Genomic DNA, 14,932 nt, shown 5'->3' with positions numbered 1-14,932 from the left:
CTCCTGGCAAGTGAAGGGTGGGCATGGGCGCGCAGCTGGAAAGGCGGCTCGATCCCCGTCCCTCACATACGACAACGGCGCCAAAAGGCGCCGTTGCTTCAATCGCCACCGCTCGAGCGCGAAGGTCACACCCGGCCGAACACCAGCGTCGCGTTCGTGCCGCCAAAGCCGAAGCTGTTGGACATCACCGTATCCAGCTTCGCTTCCTGCGACTGCCGCAGGATCGGGAAGCCTTCGGCACGCGCGTCCAGCGTCTCGATGTTCGCCGAGCCAGCCATGAAACCGTCGCGCATCATCAGCAGGCAGAAAATCGCCTCGTGCACGCTCGCGGCGCCCAGCGAATGGCCCGACAGCGCCTTGGTCGAGGAGATCGGCGGCAGCTTGTCGCCGAACACCTCCCGCACCGCACCCAGCTCGGTGATGTCACCCAGCGGCGTCGAGGTGCCGTGGGTGTTGAGGTAGTCGACCCGCCGATCCAGACCAGCCAGCGCCATGTTCATGCAGCGAACCGCGCCCTCGCCAGACGGCGCCACCATGTCGGCGCCGTCGGACGTCACGCCGTAACCGATCAGCTCGGCGTGGATGCGTGCACCGCGCGCGACGGCGTGGTCGTAGTCCTCCAGCACCAGCATGCCGGCGCCACCGGCGATGACGAAGCCGTCGCGGTTGGCGTCATACGGGCGCGAAGCCTGGGCGGGAGTGTCGTTGAAGCCGGTGGACAGCGCGCCCATGGCGTCGAACATCACGCTCATCGACCAATGCAGGTCTTCGCCGCCGCCGGCGAACACGATGTCCTGCGCGCCGTGGCGGATCAGGTCCGCCGCCGCGCCGATGCAGTGCGCCGAGGTGGCGCAGGCCGCGGACAGCGAGTAGCTCAGACCCTTGATGCTGAAGGCGGTGGCCAGATTGGCGGACACCGTCGAACACATCGTGCGCGGCACCATGTACGGACCGACCTTGCGCACGCCGCGGTTGCGCAGCAGGTCCGCCGCTTCCACCTGCCACTGGCTGGAGCCGCCGCCGGAACCGGCGATCAGGCCGGTGCGTACGCTGCTGACCTGCGCCTCGTCCAGATTGGCGTCGGCGATGGCATCGCGCAGGGCGATGTAGCTGTAGGCCGCCGCGTCGCTCATGAAGCGCTTGAGCTTGCGGTCGATCTGCGCGTCCAGGTCGATGTCGACGCGGCCGCCGATCTGGCTGCGCAGGCCGGCCTCGGCGTGGTCGGGCAGGGCGACGATGCCGGAACGGCCTTCGCGCAGGGCGCTGGATACGGTGTCCAGATCGTTGCCGAGGCAGGAGTTGATCCCCATGCCGGTAATGACGACGCGACGCATCAGAAGCTCTCGGTGGAAGTGAACAGGCCCACGCGCAGGTCCTTGGCGGTGTAGATCTCACGGCCGTCGACCAGCATGCGGGCGTCGGCCTGGGCCATCACCAGCTTGCGGTTGATCACGCGCGAGATGTCGATCTCGTACTGCACCAGCTTGGCGCTGGGCAGCACCTGGCCGGTGAACTTGACCTCGCCGCAGCCCAGCGCACGGCCGCGGCCCTCGGCGCCCAGCCAGGTCAGGAAGAAGCCGGTGAGCTGCCACATCGCATCCAGGCCCAGGCAGCCGGGCATCACCGGGTCGCCGATGAAGTGGCAGCCGAAGAACCACAGGTCCGGGCGGATATCGAGTTCTGCCCGTACCAGGCCCTTGCCGTGCGGACCACCGTCATCGCGGATGTCGGTGATGCGGTCGAACATCAGCATCGGGTCGTTGGGGAGGCGGCCCTTGTTGGGCCCGAACAGCTCGCCGCGGGCGCTGGCCAGCAGCTGTTCGCGCGAGAACGCATTGAGACGGTTCATCGAAGCGGTAATCCGGAGCACGGAAACGTGGGTTAACGTCCGAGCATGCATGATGCGCGGGCTTTCAATCAACAGTTTTAACCGTACGCGTCCGTAGTGTTGCAGGGAAAAGCCGGCATGTTCGTTGCAGATCGTACCGGTGCGTATGGGGCGCCGGGCTATCATCATGGCCGTCCTCCGTTCCGCGGCCGCGTTTCCCGTCATGCGCAAGATCATCCACATCGACATGGACGCGTTCTATGCGTCGGTCGAGCAGCGGGACGATCCGGCGTTGCGCGGCAGGCCGGTGGTGGTGGCCTGGCGGGGGAACCGCTCGGTGGTGTGCGCCGCGTCTTACGAGGCGCGTAGATTCGGCGTGCGCTCTGCGATGCCGGCAGTGCGCGCCGAACGGCTGTGCCCCGATGCCGTGTTCGTGCCGCCGGATTTCGCCCGCTACAAGGCCGTGTCGCGGCAGATCCGCGAGATATTTCTGCGGCACACGCCGCTGGTGGAGCCGCTGTCGCTCGACGAGGCCTACCTGGACGTGACCGATTCCCCGACCTGCGACGGCATCGCCACCGAGATCGCGCGCACCATCCGCGCGCAGATCCGCGAGGCGACCTCGCTGACCGCCTCGGCCGGAATCGCACCGAACAAGTTCCTGGCCAAGATCGCCTCGGACTGGCGCAAACCCGACGGCCAGTTCGTGGTGCCGCCGGCGCGCGTGGAGCAGTTCCTGACGCCGTTGCCGGTGAGTCGAGTGCCCGGGGTGGGCAAGGTGATGGAGGGGCGCCTGGCGGCGCTGGGCATCGCTACCGTGGGCGACCTGCGCAGTCTGCCTGCCGAGCAGCTGGAAGCCCTGTTCGGCACGTTCGGCCAGCGCCTGTACCGGCGTGCGCGCGGCATCGACGAGCGGCCGGTGGAGCCGGACCAGCCGGTGCAGTCGATTTCCTCCGAGGACACCTTCAGCGAAGACCTGCGGCTGGGCGAGTTCGACGAGCTGATCGCACAACTGGCCGCGCGGACCTGGCGCGCGACCGGGCGCACCGAGCGCGTCGGCCACACCGTGGTGCTCAAATTGAAGACCGCGCAGTTCCGCATCCTCACCCGCAGCTTCACCCCGGATGCACCGCCGGCCTCGGAGGAGGAGCTGCGCGACATCGCACTGGCGTTGTGCCAGCGCGTGCAGCTGCCGCCGGAAACGCGCTACCGGCTGGTGGGCGTGGGCCTGTCGGGCTTTCGCGACCGTGAGGATTCGGCGGTGCAGGGCGATCTTTTCCGGGACACCTCCGTGGGCTGAAGCGCTTCCGCGCCCCGTTACAATCGGCCGCTTCCTGTCATGGAGTGGATGCGTGGGCATTGCAGCGCTGGTATTCGACCTGGACGGCACGCTGGTGGACAGCGCCGACGACATCGCCGAGGCGGTCAACCGCACGTTGGACGACCTGTCGTTGCCGCGCGTATCCGAGGCGACGGTACGCAGCTGGATCGGCGAAGGCGTGCGCAGGCTGGTGACCACCGCATTGGCGCATGCCCGTAGCACGCGCCCACTGGACGAGGTGATGCCGACCTTCATGCGCCACTACCGTGACTGCCTGCTGCGCAGCCCGCGCCTGTACGGGGGCGTGGTCGAAGTGCTGCAACAGTTGCAGGCGCGCGGCCTGCCGATGGCGATCTGCACCAACAAGCCCTCGGCGCTGGTGCCGCCGCTGCTCGATCACCTGGGTATCGCCGGGCACTTCGCGTACATCATCGGCGGCGACACGCTGCCGCAGCGCAAGCCGGCCGCCGAGCCGCTGCTGCATGCAGCACAGCTGCTGGGGCAGGCGCCGGCGCATTGCCTGATGGTCGGCGATTCGGCCACCGACCTGGGCGCGGCGAACGCGGCCGGCATGCCCATCGTGCTGGTGCGCTATGGCTATCCGCGCGATCTTGATCTGGAGGCTGCCGATGCGGTCGCGGTGATCGACGATCTGCGGCAGCTCTCCGCTTGCATCTGAACGCGGAACGCATCTCTGCCCGATGGCGGTGAATCCCATCGGGTACGCAGGGGAGACCTCTGCCGCATGCGGTCCGGCGCCGTGCGCTGTCGCCGGCAACCGCGTGTCTTCGGCCGTCGCCTGACAGGTGTCTCCATGCCGGCTTCCCGCTGCAACCGCTGCTTTCCGATGGCCGCGGCCGCGTGCCCCAGCTCCAGTTTGTCCGCCAGTCGCCGTGCCGCTGACAGGCCGTTTCATCCATCGCCGCCGGAGCCATGGGATGCCGGCGGGGTCGATACGGCATGGGCCCCTGCCGGGGCCGGATGCGGGGGGATGACCGGAGCCGTATGCGAACTGCCCCGTCGCAGCCCTGGGCAGGGTCCGGCCGGGCGAGGCGGGAGTGGCGGCGGGGCGCTGCCCGGCGCCGCATGAAACAACGCCCCGGCTGGCAGGCCGGGGCGTCGGGAGGAACTCAACCGTCCAGGCCGGCTCAGCGCGAGCGGTAGCGCAGGGTCAGCTGGTACTCGCGGCCGGGCTGGTTGTACCAGGCCACGGTTTCGTACTCGCGGTCGAACACGTTGGCAGCCTTGGCCTGCAGGCTCCATGCCTCGTTGATGGCGTATTCCACGCGCAGATCGACGGTGCCGTAGCCGGCCAGGCGCATGCTGTTGGCAGCGTTGTCGAAGCGGTGGCCGGTGCCGGTGGCGGTCACGCCCACGCGCAGCGGGCCGAAGCCGCGGTCCACGTCCAGGCGGCCGCTGGTACGGGCACGGCGCGGCAGCCAGTTGTCGTAGCTGGTCGCACCGCTGGTGTGGTCGCGCGGGTCGGTGAAGCTGGCCTGGGCATTGATGTCGAAACCGGCCAGCGACACGAAGCCGGTCAGCTCGGCGCCGCGGATGCGTGCCTTCGCGATGTTGTACGGCGTGTAGGTGCTGTCCAGCGCGATCAGCTGGTCGATGCGGGTTTCATAGGCGTTGAAGGTCCAGTTCCAGCCGTCGGCGTACTGCGCGATGCCGACGTTGACGCTCTTGGATTCTTCCGGGTTCAGTTCCGGGTTGCTCGACCACGGGTAGTACAGGTCGTTGAAGGTCGGCGCCTTGAAGCCGGTGCCGGCGCTGGCGGTCAGGCGCAGGCCGTTGCCGAAGGCGAAGCCGTAGCCGAGGCTGCCGGTGGTGTGGTTGCCGAACTGCTCGTTGTCGTCGTTGCGCACGCTGGCCTGCAGCGAGTGCGCGCCGAAGCGGCCCTGGTACTCGGCGAAGACGCCGGTGTTGTCGCGGCTGTCGATCGCATAGGCCGTGGTGCCGGTGACCTCGTCCTTCTGCCAGTCGGCACCGGCGGTCAGCTGCTGGCCCTCGGCGAACAGGACGTCGCCCTGCACGCTGGCGGTGTCGCGGCGCGTGTCGAAGGTGGAAACGAACGTGCGCTTGCCGGCGTCGGCGAAGTAGCTGTCGGCCTGGTCGTTGTTGCGGCCGACCTGCGCGGACAGGCGAAACGCCTCGCCGGGCGTCCACAGCAGCTTGCCGCCATACACCTGCTGGTGGTTTTCGGCCTCGTTGCCGCTGTAGATGCTGCCGTCGTATTCGTTGCGGCTGCTGGCATCGAGCACGTGGCCTTCCACGCTCAGGGTTTCGGCCAGCGCATAACCGCCGCGCAGGTTGAGCGATGCGTTGCGGTAGCCGTCGCGATCGGGTTCGTCGACGTAGCAGCCCTGGAACAGCGCGGCCGAGCCGTTGCAGGCGTTGATGCCGTCGGTCTTCTGCCAGGCGCCCTGCGCCGAAACCCAGCCGCGTTCGCCACGGTTGCTGAAGCCGGCGCTGGCCTGGCGCAGGTTGTGGCTGCCGGCGGTCAGCGCCAGGTTCTGCTGCAGCCCCTTGCCCGCGCTGCGGGTGAAGATCTGGATCACGCCGCCGATCGCCTCGGAGCCGTACAGGCTCGAACGCGGCCCGCGCACGATCTCCACGCGCTCGATCTGGTCGATGGGCAGGTCCTGCAGCGCCGGCATGCCGCTGGTGGCCGCGCCGATGCGCACGCCGTCGACCAGCACCAGCACCTGGTTGGAGGCGGTGCCGCGCATGAACAGCGAGGTGAGCTTGCCGGCGCCGCCCTGGTTGGCGAAATCCAGGCCGGCGCGGCCGCGCAGCAGGTCCAGCACCGAGCCGGCCTGGCTGCGGTCGATCTGCTCGCGGTCGATCACCTGCACCGGCACCACGCTGTCGGCGATGGACACCGGCGTGCGGGTGGCGGTGACGATCACGTCGTCCAGTTCGGTGGGCGCCTGCTCGGCGGCGGCGATGCCCGGCAGCGCGAGCGCCAGGGCGAGGGAAAGGGTGTGGTACGGCAGTTTCATGGGAACTCCTGGACCCGCGCGCTCCCGCGCGGACGGACGGTGGGGGCTGCCAGGAGAAGGGGACGACGGAGCGCGCGCACGGCGTCACTGCCGCCGCCATGCCCTCCGCATCGCAACCAGTCGGCTTCCGGGCCGGTCTCCGGGCTCGCAGGCGAGGCGCGTCGGCGCTTCCGTCCAGGCGCCTTCCCGTGCGATCGATGCACAGTGGCGGTATGCCTGTCCTTGTCCTGCTTACCGTTGCGGGGGCAGCGCCGGAATGGCGCGGCCAGGGGCATCCCTGGCGTGCGCGGCACCGGCTTCCCGTTTCAACCGGCCGGAGCGAGCCCGGCCAGTCACCCGAAAGTGCGCGCATTCTATGCCATCGCCCGCGTCGCCGCCCGGCGCAGCCGATGGCGGGTGGGCAGCGCCGGATTGGCGCCCTGTGCGGCACATCGTGGAAGCGGCCCGCGCCCTACAATGCGCGATTGCAATGCAGTATCGGAACACACGTGACAGAAGCATGGTTCACCCGGCCCTGCCCGGCGCCTTCGCAGGCGCACCGGCAGCATGCCATCGCCCGCCAGCGGCAACTGACCAAACCGGAGGGCGCGCTGGGGCGCTTGGAAACCCTCGCCATCGAGCTGGCTGCGCTGCAGGGACGCGAGCAGCCGCAGGCCGCGCGGGTGCCGGTGCTGGTGTTCGCCGGCGACCATGGCGTCGCCGTGCAGGGCGTATCGGCGTATCCGGCGGAAGTGACGGTGCAGATGCTGCGCAACTTCGCCGCGGGTGGCGCCGCCATCGCCGTGCTGTCGCGCGAACTGGGGTTGCCGCTGCATGTCTGGGACGTGGGCAGCCTGGCCGACGCGCCGCTCGCCGGCGTGACCTGCGACAAGCCGCGCCGTGGCACCGACGATTTCAGCGCCGGTCCGGCGATGGCGCCGGCTGATCTCGAAGCGGTTTTCGACGCCGGCCGGCGCGCGGTCGAAGCCACCTGCGGCGACGGCGCGGACCTGCTGCTGCTCGGCGAGATGGGCATCGGCAACACCACCTCGGCCAGCGCGCTGGCGGCGGTACTCGGGCCATTGCCCCTGGCGGACCTGGTGGGTGCGGGCACCGGCCTGGATGCGGCGCGCATCGCCCACAAGCAGGCCGTGACCGCACGCGCATTGGCCCTGCACGGCGAAGCGATCGCCGCCGCTGCCGACCCCGGCCGCGAAGCCCTGCGCCGCGTCGGCGGATTGGAGATCGCCGCGCTGGCCGCGGCCATGATCGCCGCCGCCCAGCGCGGCGTTCCGGTGCTGGTGGACGGTTTCATCGTCTCGGCCGCGGCGCTGGCCGCGGTGCGCATCAACCCCTCGCTGCAGCCATGGCTGCTGTTCTCGCATCGCTCCGCCGAGCGCGGGCATGCGCGGGTACTGGCGACCCTGCAGGCCGACCCCCTGCTGCAGTTGGACCTGCGCCTGGGCGAAGGTTCCGGTGCCGCGCTGGCGCTGCCGCTGCTGCGCCTGGCCTGCGCGCTGCACAACGGCATGGCGACCTTCGCCGAGGCCGCCATCGCCGGGCGGAGCGCCGCGCCATGATCCTGGACCTGATGCGCCATGCCTCCACCGGCCGCCAGGGCCATCTGGATGGCCGCACCGATCCGCCGCTGCTCGACGGGGCCATGGATGCGCTGCTGCGCTGCCATGGCGATGGCCAATGGAGCCGGGTGATCGCCTCGCCGCGGCGCCGTGCGCTTGATACCGCCACCGCGCTGGTCGCCGGCCGCGACCTGTTCTGCGAGATCCACCCGGACTGGGCCGAACTGGATTTCGGCGACTGGGATGGCTGCCATTACGACGAGATCCCGGCCGAGCTGCTGGCTGGACTCTACGACGCGCCGCACGCGGTGGTGCCGCCCAACGGCGAGAGCTGGCGGCAGTTCGAGGCGCGCATCGATGCGCAGCTGCGGCGGCTGCTCGACGAGGACGAGGACGAAGACGAGGGCGCCGGACCGGTGCTGGTGGTCAGCCATGCCGGCGTACTGCGGCTGGCGGTGTCGCGCGTGTGCGGCATGCCGCTGGCCGCGTTGTGGGCGATGCGCATCGACTACGGCACCCGCGTGCGCCTGCGCGTTGAGCGCGGCGGGGATGGCCAGCTGTGGGGCGAGCTGCTGGAGCTGTGCCAGCCGTGAGCGTGCGCCGCCTGATCCTGGCGATCCAGTTCCTGACCCGGCTGCCGACGCCGCAGGTCAGGGATTTCCGCGACGACGACCTGAGCCGCGCGGCGGTGTACTACCCCTTGGTGGGCGCGATCATCGGCGTGCTGCTGGCCGCGCCGCTGTACCTGCTTGGCGACCGGCCGTGGCTGGCCGGCGTGCTCACCCTGCTGCTGTGGGTGTGGGCGACCGGCGCGCTGCACCTGGACGGGCTGGGCGACGTGGCCGATGCCTTCGGCGCCGCGCACCGCGATCCGCAGCGCTTCCTCGAGGTGCTCAAGGACCCGCACATGGGCGTGTTCGGCGTGGTCACGCTGGTGATGCAGCTGCTGCTCAAGTTCGTGCTGCTGACCGAGCTCGCCGCCAGTCCGCTGTGGTTCGGCATCGTACTGGTGCCTGCGTGGGCGCGCTGGGGCACGCTGTGGTGGAGCCGCCTGCTGCCGTCGCTGCATGGCGCGGGCATGGCCGAGCGCTTTTCCTGGCAGCTGAGCCTGCGCTCGATGTGGCTGTGGGCGCTGCTGCTGGCGGCGGTCACCGCCTTCGTCGCCTGGCCGCTGCTGCTCGCGCTGGGGCTGGTGCCGCTGGTCGCGGCATATTGGCGGCGCCGGTTGGGCGGCATTTCCGGCGATTGTCTCGGCGCCAGCGTCGAGGTCACCGAAAGCCTGCTGCTGCTGGCGCTGGTGCTGCTGGGCGGCGTCGCACTGCCCTTGCCGTAACTGCCGGGCTCGCCCGGCAGGCAGGGGGATTCAATCCTCGCCGAAGCGGATTTCGCCGACCTCGTCGCCGCTGTCGTGATCGCCCGCGTCGGGCGACTGCATGTGAGTCTCGCGCACCGGCCCGGCCATCTGCCCGGCGCGCGCGGTCGGCAGCCCGCCTGCAGCGACTTCGTACTCGGCGACCAACTGCTGGCGCCGCGCCTCCGGCACCTCCTGCCAATGGCAGCCGACCAGCGCGCCTTCCAGCGAATAGAGCAGGTTGAGGCTGGGCTTGAAGCCGGCGCGGCGCACCTTGACGAAGGCGCCGACCGCACCGACCGCGGCCAGGTCCTCGGCACTGCGCAGCCCGACCTGGCGCAGCCAGGCCGCACTCTTCGGGCCGATGTTGCGCAGCTTCAACGCGCTCATGCCAGCGCCTCGACGAAGACCCGGGCGATGGCTTCCAGCCCCGCCTGGTCGTCGGCATCGAAGCGCGAGGTGACGGGGCTGTCCAGGTCGAACACACCCACCAGCGCGCCGTCATGGACCAGCGGCACCACCAGTTCCGAGCGCGAGGCCGAGTCGCAGGCGATGTGGCCCGGGAAGGCATCCACGTCTTCCACGCGCTGGGTCTGGCGGGTGCTGGCCGCCGCGCCGCACACGCCCTTGTGCAGCGGAATGCGCACGCAGGCCGGCAGGCCCTGGAACGGGCCGACCACCAGTTCGGTGCCGTCGAAGAAGTAGAAACCCACCCAGTTGAGCTGCGGCAGCGCGTGATACACCAGCGCCGACAGGTTGGCGGCGTTGGCGATGCGGTCGGTTTCGCCATGGACGAGCGCGCGGGCCTGGGCCAGCAGCTGGGCGTACTGTTCCGGCTTGCTGCCGGTGAGCGTGGTGGAACTGAACATCAGCAGAGTCTAACCGCTGCCCGAGCGCGATTGTTTCCGCGGGGGCCGGCTGCCGGCCTGTGTGCAGCGAGGGAGCGCAGGGCATGGATCCCGGGATCGCCCATTGATGACATCGCAGGATGCCGAGGCCATGGCCGGAACCACGGACGCGGGAGGGCCCCGTGCTCTGTAGTGCCGGGCAGCGCCCGGCGGGGCTTTATCGGGAAAGCTCCAGCGGGGCGTTGCCCCGCTCTACAGGAGGGGCATGTTTTCCCGGTGGTCGGTGAGAACCGGAAGGCCGCATGGAGCGGTTCTGGGAATTGCTTGTCGACGGCGGGAAGGGGGCGCCAGGAAGGGCGGAACAAAAAAGACCCGGCAACGGGAGAGAGATCGTTGCCGGGTCCGGACAGGGCGCGGGGGAGGGGGTTCCGCGCGCTGTTGAGCGGGTGGGTCAGCTGGCCTTGGCGCGTGGGCGCCTGGCGGTTCTGCCCTGGAGCGGTTGCTGCGCCAGTTCGATCAGCGCCTGCCCGGTCTTCAGGCCCAGGCCGGCGATTTCCTGCCCGGCCGAAGCCAGCCGCTGCAGGTTCTCCTGCGCCACCTGCAGGCCCTTGGGCAGCAGCGACGGCAGGTCGGCCTGCGGGCCGGGATGCGCCAGTTCGCCGAGAAAGCCGGCGGTGGCGGTGGCATTGCGCTCGAAGGTGCGCAACTGCACGCCGACCGCGCTTTCCGCGTTCTCAAGTGCCAGCCGGTTGGCGCGATTGGCCAGTGCCGTGAACTGCCGTGTGTAGTCGCTGAAACCGTCGCCGAACCGGGCGGCCATGGCCGTGCTCCGTCATTTGTTGCGACGCAGCATATCGTCCGGGGTGGCGGTGCGGAAGCCCGGCGCCTGCGGTTGCCGGGGATCGTTCAGGTCAGGTGCCGCGGTAGCGGCAGCCGGAGGTGCAGGTCTCGTGCACGGTCACCGCGCTCAATTGCGGCAACCCCGGCTTGAGCCGGTCCCAGATCCATATCGCCAGGCGCTCGCTGGTCGGGTTTTCCAGCCCGGCGATGTCGTTGAGATAGTGATGGTCGAGCTGCTCATAGAGCGGCTGGAAGGCCGCTTTGATGTCGCCGAAATCCATCACCCAGCCGGACTCGGCGCCGGGTTCGCCGCTCACTTCCAGGCGCACGCGGAACGAGTGGCCATGCAGGCGCGCGCACTTGTGGCCAGGCGGGACGTTGGGCAGCCGATGGGCGGCCTCGAGGGTGAAATCTTTGAAGATGTCCATGGCGGCGATTGTACTGGCGGGGACGGGAAATCCCTTTGTGGCCGAGCACGCCGCTCATCGATGATGAAGGAAGGCGGCTTTGGTGCCTGGTCATGCGCGCATGCGCAGACGCGATTGCGCCCGATCCACCGGGCACTGCGCGGCTGGTCGCGCACAGCGCAGGGCGCCGCGATCGTGGCTGTACCGCACCGCCGCGGCGTGTGGTCGGCGCGACCGGGCCGCGAGCCGCCGCTCGATCCGGCCGCGGTCCTGGTAGCCGGGACAGGCGCCACGCTGCGCGGGTGGCGAATGCCGCGTTCCAAGGTGAAAAAGGGCTTGCGCTGATGCCTTCGCGGACGTGTGGTAGTGCGCGTGGCCTGTACGTAGGCGGGTATCGGCAGCCCGCAACCCGGTTCAGCCATGGATTGCGCGAGATGCGCGCGGCAGGGGCGGCGGACGCGGGTACCGGCATCGGAGCGGAGTTGGCAGCAGGTTTTTGGAATGAATTCCTATTTGCAAATGATTCTCAATAAAATATAATGGTGAAGCCGGGGTGAATGTGCCCCGTTCATCGGGACCTGTTCATGAGAATCCATTCGTTGGCCCTGCTGCTGGCGGCGACCGCCCTGCCGACGGCGGCGCACACCCCCTTCCTCGCCCCCGCCAGTTTCGACGCCCGCGAGGGCAGTACGGTCAGCCTCGACGCGGCTTTCGCCGAAGCTTTCTTCGTGCCTGAAGCCGCGTTCGACGACAGCGAGTTCGTGGTGACCGATCCAACCGGCAGGACCCGCGCGCTGGAAACGGTGCAACGCCTGCGTACCCGCACGGTGGCGGAGCAGCGGCTGGATGCGGGCAAGGGCACCTATCGTTTCAGTACCGGACCGCGGCTCGGCGCGCTGTTCCGCACCTGGGAGATCGGCGGCAAGCGGGAAAGCAGCCGCGACCCGGCGGCCAGGATCCCGGCGGGTGCCAAGGTGATCTCCAACTTCCAGTCATTGACGCTGGCCGAAGCCTACGTGAGCGTCGGTGCGCCCGACCGTGCCGCCTTGGCGCCGCGCGACAAGGGGCTGGAGTTCGTTCCGGTCACCCATCCGAGCGACCTGTATGTCGGCGAGGACTTCGAATTCGTCGTGCAGTACGACGGCAGGCCGTTGCCCGCGCAGAAGATCGAAGTGACCGAGGCGGTGTGGACGTCCGACCGCAAGCCGGCGCTGGAAACCGTGGAGAGCGATGCCGCCGGCCACGTGCGGCTGAAGCTGGCGCAGGCCGGCACCTTCCTCGCACTGGCCCGCCATCGCAGCCCCGCGCCGGCAGGAGCCCCGGTGCCCGAGTACAGCAACAGCTACACGCTCACCTTCCATGTACTGACGCCGTGAGGCGCCGTCGTTTCCCGGAGACACCCATGCGCAAGTTCCTTTCCGTCGCCCCGCTGCTGCTGGCGATCCCCTTCGTTTCCCATGCCCAGGCGCAGCGTCCGGCAACACCTGGCCCGGCGCTCGCGCCGTCCGTGGCTGCTTTCCTGGAGCAGTTCGACGAGGCCGGCACCGGCAGCGTCAGCCGGGAGCAGTTCCTCGCGTTCCGCCAGCAGCGCTATGCGCAGACCGACGAGAACCGGGATGGCGCGGTCGATGAGGACGAATACGTCAACGAATACCTGGCCCGCCTGGACGCCCGGCTGGAGAAGGCGCGCGCCGGCCATGTCGCGCAGACCCGCACCCGCTTCGACGCGCTCGATGCCGACAAGGATGGCAGGGTGAGCCGCGCCGAGTTCGATGCGGCCGGCGAGCGGACCTGGAGCGGCTACCAGAAGCTGCTGGCCGAGGGCGAGCCCAGGCGTGCAGCGTCGCCGCGCGCCATCGACCCGCTGCGCATGCCGACCTCGCACAGCCTGGCCGGGATGCTGGAGATCTACGACCGCGACGGCGATGGCCGCATCGACCGTGCCGAGTTCGAACAGGTGCGGAAGGACATGTTCGCCGCGGCCGATCGCGGCGGCACCGGGCTCCTGGATTTCGCGGACTACCTGGCCGAGTTCGAGGACCGCCTGGACCGCCGCGCCGCCAGCGTGCGCGATGCCGCGGCGCAGCAGGCACGCGTGCGCTTCAAGGCGCTGGATACCGATCGCGACGGGCGCATGACCTTCGCCGAGTACCAGGTTTCGGGCAAGCGCCTGTTCGACCGTGCCGACAGCAATGGCGACGGCGTGGTCGATGCGCGCGATCCCGAGCCGGCGCCTGTCGCGCCCGCGCGCACCGCTCCCTGATCGCGGCCCGCTGTCCATGTCGATCTCCCTGCGCTCGCTGGCCACGCTCGTCCTTGCACTCGCCGGTGGCGGCGTGGCGGCCGCACCGGTGCTGCAGCACTACCAGCACGAGCAGGTGCTGGGCACGTCGCTGCGGATGAGCGTGGCCGGTGTCGGCCCGGCTGAGGCCGAGGCGGCGCATGCGGCGGCGCTGGCGGAAATCGGGCGGCTGGAGGCCGTGTTCAGTACCTGGCGCGAGGACAGCGAACTGTCGCGGTTGAACCGCGCCGGCGCGCCGCTGCCGGTGTCGCCCGAACTGCGCCGGCTGCTCGCGTTGTGCGAGCACTGGCGCGAAGCCAGCGACGGCGCTTTCAGTTGCCGGCTCGGTGGCCCGTTGCAGGCCTGGCGCGAAGCGGCCGCCACCGGCGTCCTGCCGGATCGCGTGCAGCTGCGCCGGCAGGCGCGCGCGCTGGCGCAGCTGCAACCGGAACCGGCCTCGGTGCTGCCGGCGCCATCCCCCGGCCTGCTGCAGTGGCAGGTCGACGGCGTGGCCAAGGGCCACATCCTCGACCTGGCGCTGCAACGTGCGCGCGACGCCGCACCGCAGGCGTCAGGGATCGCGCTGGACATCGGCGGCGACGCTGTCTACTGGGGCGGGCCGGAAGCAGGGCAGGGCTGGCGCGTCGGCGTCGCCGATCCGCTTGCGCCCGCCGACAACGCGGCGCCGCGCGCGACGCTGCAGCTGCGCTCGCTGGCGATCGCCTCCAGCGGCCATCGCAGCCGCGGTTTCAAGGTGGGGCGCCGCCAGTACAGCCACCTGCTCGACCCGATGGAAGGTTGGCCCCTGGCCTATCCGCCGTCGGCCACCGTAGTGGCGCCGGATGCGGCCACCGCCGATGCATTGGCCACGGCCCTGAGCGTGATGCCGATCCGTGACGGCCTGGCCTGGGTGGAGCAGCTGCCCGGCGTGGAAGCACTGGTCGTCAGCGACCGTGGCGTGAGCTTCGCCAGCAGCGGCTGGCATCGCCTGTTGTCCGTGGAGACGGGCGCAGCAGCGGCGGCATGGCCGCGACCGCTGCGCATCGACTACGAGATCCCGACGCATGACGCGGCCCGCTACCGCGCGCCCTACCTGGCGCTGTGGATCGCGCGGCCCGACGGCAGCCCCGTGCGGCAGCTGCTGGTGCTGGGCGACCGCTCGCGCTACCTGCAGGAACTGCCGCAATGGTGGCGCCTGTACGGGCGCGACGACGAGTCCGCCGTGCACGGCATCGCCCGCCCGACGCGGCTGCCTGGCCACTATTCGGTGACCTGGGATGGGCTCGATGACCAGGGCCGGCCATGCCCGCCCGGCGAGTACCGCATCGAGCTGGAGGCGGCGCGCGAACACGGCGGCCGCCAGCGCCTCAGCCTCGCCGTGCATGCGCTCGACGGGCAGGCCCGGCACCTGCCGCGCGCTGGCGACGAGATCGGCGCGCTGTACGCGCATCGCGGCGACGACGCGCCCTAGCGTCCGCCACACCCGCAAACG

At 70.1% G+C, this 14,932-nt stretch carries 16 protein-coding genes and 1 riboswitch; of the genes, 9 read left to right on the top strand and 7 right to left on the bottom strand.

The genetic code is table 11. The annotated features are described in order from the left end of the window. Nucleotides 1-125: 125 nt before the first annotated feature. The gene (gene fabB, locus ABB22_RS15070; RefSeq protein ID WP_057505315.1) at nt 126-1,334 is read right to left on the bottom strand and encodes a beta-ketoacyl-ACP synthase I; all 1,209 of its coding nucleotides are present in this window, start codon (nt 1,332-1,334) and stop codon (nt 126-128) included. Beyond that, the gene (fabA, locus tag ABB22_RS15065; RefSeq protein ID WP_055772609.1) at nt 1,334-1,849 is read right to left on the bottom strand and encodes a 3-hydroxyacyl-[acyl-carrier-protein] dehydratase FabA; all 516 of its coding nucleotides are present in this window, start codon (nt 1,847-1,849) and stop codon (nt 1,334-1,336) included. Before fabA ends, fabB begins: the two co-directional genes overlap by 1 nt. A gap of 202 nt (nt 1,850-2,051) precedes the next feature. Between fabA and dinB the strand changes: the two genes are divergently transcribed. Together dinB and gph are read left to right on the top strand one after the other, a co-directional pair. Continuing rightward, nucleotides 2,052-3,128, top strand: a complete 1,077-nt coding sequence (dinB, locus tag ABB22_RS15060) for a DNA polymerase IV (RefSeq protein ID WP_055772608.1) — start codon at nt 2,052-2,054, stop codon at nt 3,126-3,128. A 52-nt stretch (nt 3,129-3,180) separates the two neighbouring features. Next, nucleotides 3,181-3,828, top strand: a complete 648-nt coding sequence (gph, locus tag ABB22_RS15055) for a phosphoglycolate phosphatase (RefSeq protein ID WP_055772606.1) — start codon at nt 3,181-3,183, stop codon at nt 3,826-3,828. A 469-nt stretch (nt 3,829-4,297) separates the two neighbouring features. Here gph and btuB read toward each other — a convergent pair whose 3' ends face one another. Continuing rightward, nucleotides 4,298-6,154 (bottom strand): TonB-dependent vitamin B12 receptor, encoded by a 1,857-nt coding sequence (gene btuB, locus ABB22_RS15050; protein WP_055772604.1) that lies wholly within the window; start codon nt 6,152-6,154, stop codon nt 4,298-4,300. A 113-nt stretch (nt 6,155-6,267) separates the two neighbouring features. Beyond that, a riboswitch (cobalamin riboswitch) is annotated at nt 6,268-6,509 on the bottom strand. Between the two features lie 133 nt (nt 6,510-6,642). Here btuB and cobT point away from each other — a divergent pair. The 3 genes from cobT to cobS are packed head-to-tail and all read left to right on the top strand — an operon-like array spanning nt 6,643 to nt 9,046. Then, the gene (cobT, locus tag ABB22_RS15045; RefSeq protein ID WP_055772602.1) at nt 6,643-7,713 is read left to right on the top strand and encodes a nicotinate-nucleotide--dimethylbenzimidazole phosphoribosyltransferase; all 1,071 of its coding nucleotides are present in this window, start codon (nt 6,643-6,645) and stop codon (nt 7,711-7,713) included. Next, a complete protein-coding gene (locus ABB22_RS15040; RefSeq protein ID WP_055772599.1) occupies nt 7,710-8,306 on the top strand; it encodes a histidine phosphatase family protein in 597 nt (198 codons plus the stop codon). Before cobT ends, ABB22_RS15040 begins: the two co-directional genes overlap by 4 nt. After that, nucleotides 8,303-9,046 carry an adenosylcobinamide-GDP ribazoletransferase gene (gene cobS / locus ABB22_RS15035; RefSeq protein WP_055772672.1) on the top strand — a complete coding sequence of 248 codons (744 nt, stop codon included), beginning with the start codon at nt 8,303-8,305 and terminating at the stop codon, nt 9,044-9,046. Before ABB22_RS15040 ends, cobS begins: the two co-directional genes overlap by 4 nt. 30 nt (nt 9,047-9,076) lie before the next feature. Here the strand turns inward: cobS and ABB22_RS15030 are convergent, their stop codons facing one another. The 4 genes from ABB22_RS15030 to queD form a co-directional block, all read right to left on the bottom strand. Further along, the gene (locus ABB22_RS15030; protein ID WP_055772596.1) at nt 9,077-9,454 is read right to left on the bottom strand and encodes a TfoX/Sxy family protein; all 378 of its coding nucleotides are present in this window, start codon (nt 9,452-9,454) and stop codon (nt 9,077-9,079) included. Further along, nucleotides 9,451-9,933, bottom strand: a complete 483-nt coding sequence (locus ABB22_RS15025) for a GAF domain-containing protein (RefSeq protein WP_055772594.1) — start codon at nt 9,931-9,933, stop codon at nt 9,451-9,453. The genes ABB22_RS15030 and ABB22_RS15025 overlap by 4 nt, the downstream gene beginning before the upstream one ends. A gap of 430 nt (nt 9,934-10,363) precedes the next feature. Next, the gene (locus ABB22_RS15020) at nt 10,364-10,732 is read right to left on the bottom strand and encodes a phasin family protein (RefSeq protein WP_055772591.1); all 369 of its coding nucleotides are present in this window, start codon (nt 10,730-10,732) and stop codon (nt 10,364-10,366) included. 91 nt (nt 10,733-10,823) lie between these two features. Continuing rightward, nucleotides 10,824-11,180 carry a 6-carboxytetrahydropterin synthase QueD gene (gene queD / locus ABB22_RS15015; RefSeq protein ID WP_055772588.1) on the bottom strand — a complete coding sequence of 119 codons (357 nt, stop codon included), beginning with the start codon at nt 11,178-11,180 and terminating at the stop codon, nt 10,824-10,826. A gap of 60 nt (nt 11,181-11,240) precedes the next feature. Between queD and ABB22_RS15010 the strand changes: the two genes are divergently transcribed. The 4 genes from ABB22_RS15010 (at nt 11,241) to ABB22_RS14995 (ending at nt 14,911) form a co-directional block, all read left to right on the top strand. Beyond that, entirely contained in the window at nt 11,241-11,504 is a 264-nt protein-coding gene (locus ABB22_RS15010; RefSeq protein ID WP_055772585.1) for a hypothetical protein, read from the top strand. A gap of 239 nt (nt 11,505-11,743) precedes the next feature. Further along, entirely contained in the window at nt 11,744-12,535 is a 792-nt protein-coding gene (locus ABB22_RS15005) for a DUF4198 domain-containing protein (RefSeq protein WP_055772582.1), read from the top strand. Between the two features lie 26 nt (nt 12,536-12,561). Then, nucleotides 12,562-13,422, top strand: coding sequence for an EF-hand domain-containing protein (locus tag ABB22_RS15000; RefSeq protein ID WP_055772579.1), 861 nt, complete (start codon nt 12,562-12,564; stop codon nt 13,420-13,422). A 16-nt stretch (nt 13,423-13,438) separates the two neighbouring features. Continuing rightward, on the top strand, nt 13,439-14,911 hold the full coding sequence (locus ABB22_RS14995) for a DUF2271 domain-containing protein (protein WP_161809374.1): 1,473 nt from the start codon (nt 13,439-13,441) through the stop codon (nt 14,909-14,911). Nucleotides 14,912-14,932 lie beyond the last annotated feature (21 nt).

It is taken from the genome of Stenotrophomonas nitritireducens (assembly GCF_001431425.1).
In the GTDB taxonomy this organism is placed as follows: Bacteria; Pseudomonadota; Gammaproteobacteria; order Xanthomonadales; family Xanthomonadaceae; genus Stenotrophomonas; species Stenotrophomonas nitritireducens.
This window is presented reverse-complemented; position numbering and strand designations above follow the sequence as displayed.